The following is a 13,232-nucleotide window of genomic DNA, read 5'->3' as shown; positions in this document are numbered from 1 at the left end:
TTACTCACGCATCTAGCATGGCACAGGCATCGAGCAATTGTTTTTGTAGCCATTTTAAAGCCGGATCGTTTAAGCTCGCTTTGTTCCAAACGAGGCTGTAGGCTACCTGTCCATAATCGAATGGAAGGGATTGTTCAACCAAGCCTTTTGCTTGCATGGCCGCCCTTGCCCAAAGCTTGGAACAGGTGAACAAGTAATCTGAGTGCTGACACATCACCGCAGCTGAACCAAAATCCGCTACACGCATAGCCAAATTTCGCTTCGAGTGCCTTTGTGTGAGGTTCTGCTCGAAATAAGGTTGTGAGAGATCTTTATCATGAATCCCAATGTGTCTTGCACAGAGGTAGCTTTCAACAGACAAAGGCTGTTTAGAGAGTGGATTTGATGGTCCCATTAAACAAACCATTTCGTCTTTCAGAATGGTTTGCCATACCAAGTCTTTGTTTTGCGTGGGCGGCTGGCTAAGATCGTGTGGAAGCAGCAAAAAGTCCACTTGGCCTCTTACCAACGCATCAAAACTCATTTCCTCTTTTGCATGCACATTCAAATGTGCGTGATTACCGAGTTGCTGAGATAAATGCTGTAGAACTGGGGCAAAAAGCTCAAACGAACTTTCGCGCATAGCTAATGAGAAACTGCCCTGATAGTAAGCTGGATTAAATGAGCCCTGATGTAATAATCCATTCATGCTAGAGAGTATGCCATGGATTGAGGGGCCAATGTGCAGCGCAAATGCCGTTGGTACCAAGCGAGTACCATCGCGATAGAAAAGGTCATCTTTCAGCGTTTCACGTAATTGCCCAAGTGTTTTACTGACGCTCGAAGGTGTCACACACAGGCGCTCTGCGGCAAGCGTAACACTGTGAGTGGTTAACAACATATGCAATACAGTGAGATGTTTTAGGCTAATGCGTGAAAGAGCAATGTAGTCCATAAATAGCATGGTTTCTTATGATTTTTGGCAGTATATCAGGATGAAACAAATTTTTACTATTGTTTATCTCGTAAATGAGCATCTTTCGCTTTGAGCTCAATGTATTTAACGTGTTGCGTAAAAATAATTTGAGCTTTGTAAGATTAAAGAACTCTCTTGGATTTGTTAGGTCTTTGGCGTTTTTCTTTCTTCAATTTTAGAATTTCTATTTTATTTATCTTTCTAGTGCGAGGGCTGAATAGTTTGTGTACGAATGAAAAGCCGTCATTACCTATTAAAAATAGCCATTGTGTTGTTGATTGTTTGGTGATTTACTCAAGATCCTTAAGTAACAGAGGTATAAATAATTAATGGACGACCCCTTTAGTCGACAGAACCCTTCACCGTATGTCTTCCCATCACTGGAGGCGTACTCATGTTAGAACTTTTCATGCAACCAGAGGCTTGGGCGATTTTTGCCACTTTGTTTGCGCTTGAAGTTGTCTTAGGCGTTGATAACGTCGTTTTTATCTCCGTCCTATGTGAAAGATTGCCACTGCATCAACGTAAACTGGCAAGAAACCTTGGCATCGGCCTTGCCGTTATTGCTCGTATTGCATTGGTTTTTTCTATCTCTTGGATTATGCAGTTGACTCAACCACTGTTTTCCGTCGTAAACCAAGCGTTTACTGGAAGAGACGTGATCATGATCGCGGGTGGTGCATTCTTATTGGCAAAAAGCCTGAAAGAGTTGTGGAGCTGGTTAAATCACAATGAATCTGGCCACTCGACTCATGCTCGTACTGGATTAGCGGTAGTGCTGCTGCAGATTGTTGCTGTGGATGCGGTATTCTCAATGGACTCGGTGATAACCGCCGTCGGTTTGACAAGTGATGTCCCGCTTATGGTCGCGGCGATTGTCTCGTCTGCAATCGTGATGGTAATGACTGCTGAAAAAATCAATAATCTGGTGACGCGCTATCCCGGCTTTAAAACGTTGGCATTGCTGTTCCTCGTTTTATTGGGTGGCTTATTGATGGCAGAAGGCTTCGCAATTCATATCAATAAAGGTTATGTGTACTTTGCGATGGCATTTGGTTTGATTCTGGAACTGTGTCATATCCAGCTAAAAAACAAACAGCGCCCTAGCATTAAGCGTCTTCGTCCGTTGCGAATTAGAGCAACGAGATTAGAAGCTCGTCAATAACAAACGACATTGCCGCTCACATGAGCGGCATTTTTGTATCTTGTATCGTCTATTTTAATTCTCGTTTTGCTCCGTTGTCGTCTCGATAAAAAATCGCATTTGTTGTTGTGTCGCAGATTTTTTATATAGAGCGCCCAACTAACACGAGTGAACGAAAATAATGAATAAAATGATCGATGCGTTAGCAACCAATGGCTACTACATCTGGGATGATTTTCTTTCTGAACAAGAGGTGGCTCAACTGCGAGATTGCATTCCAAGCAACTGGAAAAAAGCACGTATTGGTCGTAACGATGATGTGACTCGTATTGAATCTATTCGTAGTGACAAGATTCAATGGTTATCGCCAAATATGGGGCATGCTGTTACTTCTTACTTGGATAAAATGGAAGAGATCCGCCAAGAAGTGAACCGTCACTTGTTTCTCGGACTTTTTGAGTACGAAGCTCATTTTGCCAAGTACGAGAAAGGGGACTTCTACCAAAAACATTTAGATTGTTTCAAAGGTAACGAAAACCGTCGATTGACGACCGTTTTTTATATGAACGAATCCTGGACGGAAGAAGACGCGGGTGAATTAGTAGTATACGATTTGAATGACAATAAAATTGCAACCATTCCCCCACGCTCAGGGCGTTTGTTCGTATTCTTATCAGAGCAGTTCCCACATGAGGTGTTACCAACCAATGCCGAGCGTTTTAGTATCGCTGGTTGGTTCAGAATCAATGGTGTGCGAGATAATTTACTTGATATTGCTAGGTAGCTATTTATTATCTGCCTAGTCTTATCATCCTAAAAAAGGGGGGCGTGTGTTCGCCCCTGTTTTGATTAAACGTCGGTTGAGAGTTCGTAACATTCTGTCATGTTTTGTTCTAATACCGCATAAACGTCAGAGCAAAGCTCCTCTTTGGCTATTTGCTCACCCATAATGTCGGCGATCTGTGTTTGAGTCATTCGTCCTCGATAAGGGCGATCTTGAGACAGGGCTTGGAAGACATCCGCGACAGCAATAATACGCGATGGTACATCGAGCTCGTCGCCTGTTTTGTGATAGGGATAGCCCGAGCCGTCTAAACGCTCATGATGATTGGAAGCCCACTCCGCTATTTTCGCGTTAGGGAAGACCTTATGCAATGCGAGCTGAGTATCAATGGTATGGCGTTTAATGCGCGTGTACTCTTGTTTGTTCAGTGAGCCTTCTTTGTGAAGGATTTCATCTGGTGTTTTTAACTTTCCAATATCATGCACCAGCCCTGCAATATATAACATCTCTTGGTCGTGCTCGTTTAGCCCAAGCTTAATCGCGAGATACCGAGACAATTCCGCCACTTTTTGTGAATGTTGATAAGTGAATGGGCTCTTTGCATCAACAATTTGAGCGATAAACATTCCCAAACTGTTCATATCTTGGATGGTTAATTGTTTTTGAAGCCAATCAATGCTTTTAAAATTTAGGCCTATGGTTTCAATATTTTCCGACTCCATCGCGAACCAAAACGCGTCGGTCATGACGAGTTTAACCATTGCTTCGGCCATACTTGGATTAAACAAGGTTCCAACGTTTGCCATGATGCACTCAGCAATCAATTCTTCATGAAGCGTGACAATGTCACAGTGGCAGTTCATGACGTATTTTGAGCGCATAAAATCAAGGCGGTCCGATAAGTAGAGCAGGGCGGCCACCTCTTTTTCAAAAGGCGGTAAATCGAGCTCTTTTAGTTCGCTCCAATGTGTATGATGGTAGAGAACTGGTGTCGCAAATTGGCGCAACAAACGACACTGCTTGAGGCTTCGGTACCCTCTTAAGCAGTGTGTTTTCACGTCTTGTGGCACCAGCTCTCCAAGTAACATTTTATGTTCTTGTGTTTCGGAGACTCCACAGTCGTGGATCATACCTGCGAAGTAACAAAACTCCGCTTTTTCTGGCTCCCAACCCATGACGCGAGCACATTGGTAAGCGATATAAGCGACACGATGGCTGTGGTGAGTATCGTCAACACCGACATAATCAAGTGCTCGAGCAACCCAGATAAGTGCTTGTTTTAGATCGACTTCAAAGCCCGTGTCCGTATGGGAATGGCAAGAATGATTCATGATTTATACCGACATTGCTAATTAGCCCACGCGAAACCCAAATCAGAAGGTGATAGGAAAATTGGGTACGACAGCGAATAGACCCCAAAAAGGTGGGCGTTTAGACGTAGTTTTAATTATGGGGCGGATAATAATCCTAGTTGCATAACAATATCACCTGAAGCTCATGATTAAGAGTCAGTTATTTGAACTAAGTATTAGTTTTGAAAGATTATTGTTGCTTTTATTGACTTATTTGAAAACGACAATAAATCATGATGTAACGCATTCTTATTTGTATTTTTATAAGTGATGTTCGGATTAGATTACTGATATACCGTACCGTTATGTGATTAAGTAGAATCCATATTTTTGAGTTTGTATGAATGATAAGGCACCTTCAATAACCACTTTATGATCGGCAAAGCCGAAGAAGGGTGAGTTATTAAGGTAACGCTAATGGAAAATCATAAAAAATAATTTTCTCTACAGCTCATGTGGTGTGGGGAGATCAAGATAACGGTATTGCTCCCTCAGCGGCATTTATGTGTTGATGAAATGACTTAATTAAAAAATGTGTGATTGCAAAGTAAGCATAGGTGATAAAAGTAGCTAGAATGATAGCTCTAAATGAAAAGGATTTCGTATGTTGAAGCATCGCTTATATCGGACTTACACCGCAGGGCTAAAAATAGCAGCTCTTATCCTTCCTATGCCGAGACCAACCTTGTTTTCCGGCCCTGGTTCGATGAATGAGCTATTAGAATCGATGACCGAACTGGGATTTAAGCGCGTCTTATTAGTTACCGACGAAGGGTTAGTCCAAGTCGGTATTGTCGATAAGGTGCTCAAGGCGGCAGCACAACTCGATTTACAGTTAGATGTTTTCTCGAAAGTGCAGCCCGATCCTACCTATGATCAGGTAGAAAGCGGTCTAGAGGCTTACCATCGTTTTCATTGTGAGGGCATATTAGCTTTGGGTGGTGGCTCGGCAATGGACTGCGCAAAGGTCATTGCTGCGAAAGTTACCAATAAACGGCCAATAAAAAAGTTAGCTGGACTATTGAAAGTATGGCGAATGCCAGCGCCTCTGTTTGCTATTCCAACGACCGCAGGAACAGGAAGTGAGGTCACCATCGCCGCGGTCGTATCAGATCCCTCCTCACACATTAAAACCCCTTTGATGGATCCAAAGTTGGTGCCACTAATGGCAGCTTTAGATGCGAACTTAATGATTGGTTTACCTCCTAAGATCACGGCTGATACTGGCGTTGATGCATTAACTCACGCTATTGAGGCGTATGTGTCGAGAAATGCTACTCAAGAAACTAGGGCTTACTCTGTTGCCGCCATTAAGTTAATTTTTAAGCATCTTCCTCGGGTCGTAGCGCAAGGGGATGATGTTGAAGCTCGACATAAAATGGCCATGGCATCCTACTATGCAGGTTTAGCATTTACGAAAGCGAGTTTGGGTTATGTTCATGCGTTTGCTCACACATTCGGTGCGAAATATGGAATACCTCATGGCATGGCAAACGGACTAGCCTTATTACCTGTGCTGCGCTTTTCATTATCAGAGATAGAGCCTCAACTAAGAAAACTCGATGCGTTGACGGCCGAAGGGCAGTCAGGTGAGGCGAGTGCTCAACACTTTTTGACGCACGTGGAGTCTTTGTTTGCAAGCATTGATATTAAGCAGAAAAGTGCACTCATTAAGCGCGAAGATGCTGATGCGCTTGTAGATTTAATTCTGAAAGAGGCGCACTGGAATTACCCTGTCCCTAAGTTCATGAGCAGGGAAGAATGTACTCAGCTATTGTTGGATATTAGTACTGTGTAAGTTTTAATTTACACTTGTGGTTTTTTATCCTTACACTTTGCTTGATCTTCTGCTGAAGATCCTACAATATCGACAGCATTACAAATATGGTGTTGGTTTCGGTACGCCGTTGCCCGATCTAATACCGATAATTCCTAATAAAGTGTAAAGATAAATATACAATGAGTCGTTCTAAAGTATTCGGTAGTACTCTAATTATCGCGGGAACTACAATAGGTGCTGGCATGCTAGCCCTTCCACTTGCCTCTGCCGGCATTGGTTTTTCAACTTCAATCATCATCATGCTCAGTTTATGGGCTCTGATGGCTTTCACTGCCTTACTCATGCTAGAGCTTCATCAGCATGCAGAAAGTAGTGCAACTCTTCATACTTTAGCGAAACAGATCCTAGGCCAAAAAGGCAAGTGGGTGGCAAGTTTTGCGATGCTGTTTCTTTTCTACTCATTGTGTGCAGCATACATCGCTGGCGGTGGTGCTCAGTTCGGAGATCGCCTCGCACAATGGTTTGACCTTGATATTTCAGGGTCTACATCAACGATAATCTTTACCTTGATTGTGACTTTAGTTGTGACAGTGGGTACAGGTACGGTCGATAAAGTTAACCGCGTGTTGTTCGCGATGAAACTTGTTGCGATGGTTGCTGTGCTTTCTTTTCTTGCTCCAAACGTTACGGAATCTTACTTATTGAGTATGCCGATTGAGCAAGGTCTTATTGTAGCGGCGATTCCTGTTATCTTTACTTCGTTTGGTTTTCACGGAAGTATTCCGGCAATTGTGAATTACTTAGATGGCGATACTTCTTCTTTGCGCAAAGCCGTTATTATTGGCTCGACGATCCCGCTCGTGATTTACATCTTTTGGCAGATCGTGACATTGGGTGTGGTTAGCCAAAATACACTTATTGAAAACGGTGGATTGAGCGCGCTTATTGGTCAACTATCGCAGACGGTGCACCAATCAAACTTAGGCAACATTGTCGGTGTATTTGCTGATTTGGCACTGTTAACGTCATTTCTTGGTGTGAGTTTAGGTCTATTCGAGTTTTTGGGTGATACCATCAAAGGGAGCAACAATAAGCCTAATCGCTTGGTTGCGGCACTCGTGACGTTTACCCCACCGCTGGGCTTCGCACTTTTTTACCCTCAAGGCTTTATTATGGCTTTGGGCTATGCAGCGATTGCCTTAGCGATTTTAGCCATCTTTTTACCTCTGGTTATGGTGATCAAGGTTCGTAAATCGGATGATTTTACAGGAGAGTACCGAGTAGCTGGTGGCCAAGGCGCATTAGTGATAACGGGTATAGCTGGCACAGGTATTGTATTAGCTCAGCTGTTAATTACGCTGGGTGTGCTTCCTGCTCTGGGCTAGTTGTTTAGAACGTTCTCTGAATAACCTCTAGTTACTGAATCCATCGTAATCAATCAGTATTGTTAAGCCAACGAGTTTCGCTCGTTGGCTTTTTTAATCTGGATCAAATTACCGTAAGATATTCGGTGAAAGAATTGGTAGAAATGTGCTTTTATTTCGTACACTTAAGTTGTGGTATATCGATAATTTAAGTGGAGAAAACCGCTCAAAATACCATTGAATTTACAACACAATGAGCTTCTCTTGTTTCTCTGCTTGGGTGTGGAGGTGAAGTATGGCGCACCGGAGTTTTTACCCGTTTGCAAAACCGCTTAATGAGCAACTGCAAACGCTAAAGGGCAGGATGCAGGCGCACTTGCCGTGTATTGATAGGGTGTCATTTGCTAAATATCACCCAGACCAAGATGTGCTCAAATCATTTGCAGAAAGTGAGTTCGACACTTGGTGTTTAGCCCACCATGAGTCAGCATTCCGTAAGCTCCACCACCTCAATATTGCCTCCAAAAACGCGATTCCTCGTATCGTCGAAGACCTTCACGATATTAATCACTGTCCTCGGGTTCAAACCTTACTCAAACACGGATACCAGTCATCGGTTGCGATTCCTTGTTACGACAATAAAGCATTTACTGGCTTTGTGTTTTTAAATTCTACTCAGCCCAATGCGTTTAGCTTAGAAGCGTTGAATAGTCTCAAACCTTATTTCGAAATGATTCAATTTGCGGTTGAATCAGAAGACCACGTCGTTAGCGCGATAGAAACGTTGGCGAACCGAATGCAATGTATGATGCCAGGCTACTCCCCTGAGTTTTACGCGCATACCAAACGAATGAAGTACTACAGCCAAGTCATCGCAACGCAGTTAGCGGATCGTTATCACCTGAATGATGAAATGGTCGAAGATATTGGTATTTTTGCTCAATTCCATGCGCTCAGTGATATTCAGCTGCCAGTTGAAATTGCTAGTCGCCGAACAAATTATACTCAAGAACAAGAGGCGATATTGATGCAACATATTGAGCGTTGCATCGACTCGGCCGATGACATAGTGGCTCGTATCGGAAATCCGGTTCACCCGAGTGTGACTTTGTTTTTGCAGATGGTTACTTATCAATACGAAAACTTAAATGGTACTGGTTATCCGTATGGTTTAACCACTGACGATATACCAATCGCCGCGCAAATTACGGCTGTCGCGAATGCCTTTGATTTTATGACGACGCACCATCCGTACAGACAAGCGTGGTCCATCCCATACGCATTGTTAGAACTTGAAAAATGGGTATATCAGGGATGGTTATCTCGAGAATGTGTTAATGCTCTGCGAGAGCATCAAGGTTATATAAAGAAAATCATCCACAAATATCCGGAGCACTATACAGGCTTGGGGTTAATGTGAAGAGCAGTAACAAAGTTGAAATGTTGACGAGGAGGAATATTTAAACAATACTGTTTTTATATACAGTGATAAGTTTGGAGGTGAAGTATGTTGTGGGAAACCCTTGAAAGAGTAAACCGCTTACGCCAACAAGCACTTGCAAATCCTGAGTTTGTTGAGTCAGCAAAAGAGCACGAACAAGCACTTCAGGAGCAAGAATACCATTATCAAACGAAGAAAAAGCGTTCAGCCAAAGACAAACAAGGTAAAAAGTCGCTGGCCGATATCTATAAAGAAGTAGAGTTTGGCGCTGACGCTCGTCATTAATTTATTCACTGCGGCATTTCTCATTTCTTCATGCGCCGCAGTATTCATTTAAATTTATGCGAGGGCAGTGGTAGACCGCTGCTCTCGTTGACCTGCCGACAATCCACTAATGAAGTCATCCGCAACAAATAATCATTAACGCTTAGTAATTCTCTCAATGATCTTGCTGATGTAATGATAATGACAACGGTTTGCATTTGTATCTTTGTTGTTATATAAAACCTCCCTTATTAATCGTTCTGTTGAATAAGAACGGCAAACGTGATGAACGAATGAAAGCGATTGATTAGCTTTCATTTGTGAATGGCTATTAGGTGAAGTAGGGATGTTGGAAGCTAAAGCACTCCAGTTTGAGATTGAAGGCAAGTCATTGCTAAAAGCGTTTGATGTGACATTTGAACCCGGAAAAACATACGCTCTTGTTGGACACAATGGTTCAGGAAAATCCACATTGTTAAAGTTGCTGGCACAGCAACAGCCATACACCGCTGGTGACGTGGTTCTGCATGGAACGAGCATTAACGATCTCTCAGCGAAAAAATTCGCCCAACACATTGCCTACTTGCCTCAGCATCTTCCGGTGACCGACAGTATTTTAGGTCGAGATTTAGTCGGTTTTGGTCGTTACCCATGGCATGGTTTACTTGGTCGTTTGAGCAAGAAAGATCATGACATTGTTGAAGAATCAATGGCGATGACAGGAACACTAAAATACGCAGATCGCTTAGTTGATACGCTATCTGGAGGGGAGCGCCAACGAGTGTGGCTAGCCATGCTATTAGCGCAAAAAACCGAGTACTTGCTTCTTGATGAGCCTTTGTCTGCGTTAGATATTAGCCATCAAGTCGATATGTTGAAGCTCATCTCTAAACTCAGTAAAGAGTTGGGTTTGGGCGTTATTATCGTATTGCACGACATCAACTTAGCGGCGCGCTTTTGCGATCATATCGTTGCATTACATCAAGGAGATTTGATTGCACAAGGCAATGTTGAACAGGTGTTTACTGAACCTAAGCTAAGGGACATATACGGGATAGAGATGAAGATCTCTGACCACCCTGCGGGTTATCCGGTGGCGATGCCAAGCTAGAGGTTGAATAATGAGCAGTACAAACACTCGACTTAAGCATTTCTCTTTCGCTCTCTCACTTAGTGCGCTTTTGGTCAGTTCCTTTCAAGCAGTAGCTGAGGCGTCACCTCGGGTGATGTCGGTTGATTGGACACAAACTGAAACGATGTTGGCGTTAGGGGTCGTGCCCGTAGGCGTCGCTCAAGGGCAAGATTACGATGCTTGGGTAAAATCGCCACCGTTACCACCTCAAACTAAGGATGTAGGGTTAAGAACTCAACCCAATATAGAGCGTATTTACGAGCTCAGACCTGACCGTATTTTTATTGCCCCGTATTTCTCCTCAATGAAGCATCGCTTAGTCGATATTGCCCCCGTTACCACGATTGACTTATATGAAAGCGGGATTACAGATTGGTCGGTACTTACTCGTTTCACTCGGAGGTTTGGTGAAGAGCTAGGAAGAGAAGCGGAGGCTGAGGCACTTATCCAACAATATGAAGAACGTTTCTCTTTACTAAAACAGCGCATAAACAAAGGCCAGCCGCCGCTTTTAATGATTCAGTTTATGGATACGAAGCACGTTCGTGTTTTTGGTCAGAATAGCCTTTACTCTCAGGCTATCGAAAAGATTGGGCTGAGTAATGCGTGGAACGAAGAGACAAATAGCTGGGGCTTCAGCTTAGTCGGCATCGATAAGTTAGCAGGTATAAGAGCCCAAATTGTTATCGTTGAGCCATTGCCTCACGGTGGCGAAAAGCGGCTCTCTCAAGATCCGTTTTGGCAATACGTTGTTCAACAATCTGGTGAGAAGGTCATGCAAGTCGCGCCTGTTTGGAGTTTTGGTTCTATGCCTTCAGCGCTTCGGTTCGCGGAGTTAGTTACGGCGAGTAAGGTCGAGGAGTTAGAACAATGAAAACCATGCCTTTAAGCCTTGTGGTGTTACTTTCGGCATTTACCTTTTCTATTGGTGCTTTCCAATTGTATCAAGCAAGTTCATTCTCACTGGCTCTTAGCAGTTTATGGAAACCTAACTTTCAATCTATCGATTCCGTCTTACTTCACTTTAGCTGGTGGCCACGAGTCTTCACCACGATTATTTCTGGTGCCGGATTAGCGGTTGCTGGGGTATTAATGCAACAAGTTCTGCGCAATCCTCTTGCTTCGCCAACAACATTAGGTGTGGCGAGCGGTTCAAGTTTTGCTTTGATGTTAGCTACGCTATTTGCCCCTTGGATGTTGGATATAGCACCTAATTTGGTTGCTCTCATCGGCGGTGTGACATCGATGGGGTTGGTGATGCTGTTGTCATGGCGACGAGCGTTATCTCCAACGGTCGTCGTCGTTTCTGGGTTAGTGATAAACCTGTACTTTGCATCATTAAGTACGGTTATTCTGATGATGAATACCGAAAAGCTGAATGGATTAATGATATGGGGAGCGGGCTCGCTTGTTCAGAGCGGATGGGGTGATTTCTCGTATCTTGCACCTCGAATCGCACTTGCTACGGTTATCGCATTTGTGTTTGCAAAGCCGTTAAGTCTGTTAGAACTCTCCGAGCAAGGTGCCAAGAGTTTAGGTGTCTCGCTAGCCAAACTGCGCTTTGTCTGTCTTGGGCTTGCGGTGTTAATCACTTCTTGGGTCGTTTCTGCAGTAGGAATCATCGGTTTCATCGGATTAGCAGCGCCAGCGATTACTCGATTGATAGGTATCAATAAAATCCAGCATAAGCTTTGGGTATCGATGCTGATTGGTGCCATGTTATTGACTTTAACCGATTTGGTTATTCAGCAACTGCCAGGGCTAATGGCGAGTTTTATACCAACGGGAGCAGCAACCGCTGCACTGGGCGCTCCGCTACTGTTATGGCTGCTACCTCGCTTATCACAAAAGACGCAGGGTCATACTCAAACGGTGTTAACTCGACATCGTCAACATGTTTACAAGCTAAACCCTAAAGCGATCTCATTGGCGTTGATCGGCACATTAATTTCCGTTGTTCTTTTTGCCACGGTTGCTGTGCAAAATGAAGGGTGGACAAACTTGTTTGCTAGCCAAAATTGGATTTTTTTGGAATGGCGCGCACCTAGATTATTTGCAGCAGCAATTGCGGGGGCAATGTTGGCGATTGCTGGGACCATGATTCAACGCCTAAGTGGAAACCCAATGGCAAGTCCTGAAGTGATCGGTATCAGTTCAGGGACAGCGATGGGGTTGATTATCGCGATGTTTACTGGGTTTGGTTCGTCAATTTTCACTCTTTCTCTAGGCGGGCTCGTAGGCGCATTAGCGACGGTATTAGTCATTGTGTTGCTAAACCGTAAGTCAGGCTTTCAGCCGGAGCGCATTTTGTTGACTGGTATTGCTATTACCGCACTGATGAATGCAATACAGAGCTTTATTCTAGCCACTGGTGACCCAAGAAGTTATCAAGCATTGGCTTGGTTGTCTGGGTCTACCTACTATGTTTCGGTTGAAACGTTACTCCCATTGTCTTTATCTGCGCTTGTCTTTATAGGGTTGAGTTTTCTTTGCGTAAGATGGCTAGATATTCTTCCTGTTGGCGCCGCTTCCTCTAAAGCACTTGGGATTCGCGTTGATCGTTCGCGCGCGATACTGCTGCTTTTAGTTGCTTGTCTCACGGTCAGTGCGACATTGGTTGTTGGTCCTATTAGTTTTGTTGGGTTACTGGCTCCGCATTTAGCTCGCTTATTTGGCTTTAACAAAGCGTCACAACACATGTTATGCGCCGCGATATTGGGTTCCGGCGTGATGTTGTTGGCCGATTGGTTGGGACGACAAGTTCTTTACCCACAAGAAATACCAACAGGGCTGATGGCATCTCTCATTGGCGGTTTGTATCTGATGTGGGGATTACGCCGTTTGTAGATACGAGCTACGCCTCAACCAAGAAAGTAATTATACAAACAAGCTCTCGCAGTGGCATTCGCAACCTATGCGAGTGCTTTATGCAAAACCTCTGGTTTGTCTTTTATGGAAACAACTGGCGATGCCGTAACTCGCTTTTCTTTCAGCGATCGCTGAAGTCATGAAGGGT

11 protein-coding genes are annotated in these 13,232 nt (G+C 43.9%); 9 read left to right on the top strand and 2 right to left on the bottom strand.

From position 1 onward, the window contains the following. Window positions 1–4: 4 nt before the first annotated feature. Entirely contained in the window at window positions 5–934 is a 930-nt protein-coding gene (locus J8Z23_RS08460; protein WP_301659390.1) for a LysR family transcriptional regulator, read from the bottom strand. A 415-nt stretch (window positions 935–1,349) separates the two neighbouring features. Here J8Z23_RS08460 and J8Z23_RS08455 point away from each other — a divergent pair, with 415 nt between their 5' ends. After that, complete coding sequence (locus J8Z23_RS08455) at window positions 1,350–2,120, top strand: TerC family protein (protein ID WP_047008736.1); 771 nt, start codon at window positions 1,350–1,352, stop codon at window positions 2,118–2,120. Window positions 2,121–2,280: 160 nt separating this feature from the next. Continuing rightward, the gene (locus tag J8Z23_RS08450; RefSeq protein ID WP_047008737.1) at window positions 2,281–2,883 is read left to right on the top strand and encodes a 2OG-Fe(II) oxygenase; all 603 of its coding nucleotides are present in this window, start codon (window positions 2,281–2,283) and stop codon (window positions 2,881–2,883) included. Between the two features lie 65 nt (window positions 2,884–2,948). Here the strand turns inward: J8Z23_RS08450 and J8Z23_RS08445 are convergent, their stop codons facing one another. Next, entirely contained in the window at window positions 2,949–4,214 is a 1,266-nt protein-coding gene (locus J8Z23_RS08445) for an HD domain-containing phosphohydrolase (RefSeq protein WP_258685344.1), read from the bottom strand. Between the two features lie 625 nt (window positions 4,215–4,839). On the opposite strand from J8Z23_RS08445, the gene J8Z23_RS08440 reads away from it, so the two are divergent. The 7 genes from J8Z23_RS08440 to fhuB all read left to right on the top strand — a co-directional run bounded on the left by J8Z23_RS08440 (window position 4,840) and on the right by fhuB (window position 13,063). After that, on the top strand, window positions 4,840–6,033 hold the full coding sequence (locus J8Z23_RS08440) for an iron-containing alcohol dehydrogenase (RefSeq protein WP_257897403.1): 1,194 nt from the start codon (window positions 4,840–4,842) through the stop codon (window positions 6,031–6,033). 161 nt (window positions 6,034–6,194) lie between these two features. After that, window positions 6,195–7,400 (top strand): aromatic amino acid transport family protein, encoded by a 1,206-nt coding sequence (locus tag J8Z23_RS08435; RefSeq protein WP_301659389.1) that lies wholly within the window; start codon window positions 6,195–6,197, stop codon window positions 7,398–7,400. A 274-nt stretch (window positions 7,401–7,674) separates the two neighbouring features. Continuing rightward, window positions 7,675–8,799 carry an HD-GYP domain-containing protein gene (locus J8Z23_RS08430; RefSeq protein WP_301659388.1) on the top strand — a complete coding sequence of 375 codons (1,125 nt, stop codon included), beginning with the start codon at window positions 7,675–7,677 and terminating at the stop codon, window positions 8,797–8,799. Window positions 8,800–8,886: 87 nt separating this feature from the next. Next, complete coding sequence (locus J8Z23_RS08425) at window positions 8,887–9,105, top strand: hypothetical protein (protein WP_005377723.1); 219 nt, start codon at window positions 8,887–8,889, stop codon at window positions 9,103–9,105. 325 nt (window positions 9,106–9,430) lie between these two features. Then, a complete protein-coding gene (locus J8Z23_RS08420) occupies window positions 9,431–10,195 on the top strand; it encodes an ABC transporter ATP-binding protein (protein ID WP_005394180.1) in 765 nt (254 codons plus the stop codon). Window positions 10,196–10,205: 10 nt separating this feature from the next. Then, on the top strand, window positions 10,206–11,090 hold the full coding sequence (locus J8Z23_RS08415) for an ABC transporter substrate-binding protein (RefSeq protein WP_104969484.1): 885 nt from the start codon (window positions 10,206–10,208) through the stop codon (window positions 11,088–11,090). Then, entirely contained in the window at window positions 11,087–13,063 is a 1,977-nt protein-coding gene (gene fhuB, locus J8Z23_RS08410; protein ID WP_272165095.1) for a Fe(3+)-hydroxamate ABC transporter permease FhuB, read from the top strand. Before J8Z23_RS08415 ends, fhuB begins: the two co-directional genes overlap by 4 nt. Window positions 13,064–13,232 lie beyond the last annotated feature (169 nt).

The sequence above is a fragment of the Vibrio sp. SCSIO 43086 genome, from assembly GCF_051132235.1.
Taxonomy (GTDB): Bacteria; Pseudomonadota; Gammaproteobacteria; order Enterobacterales; family Vibrionaceae; genus Vibrio; species Vibrio diabolicus.
The sequence above is the reverse complement of the archived record's forward strand: the minus strand, read 5'-3'. Positions and strand labels throughout refer to the sequence as shown.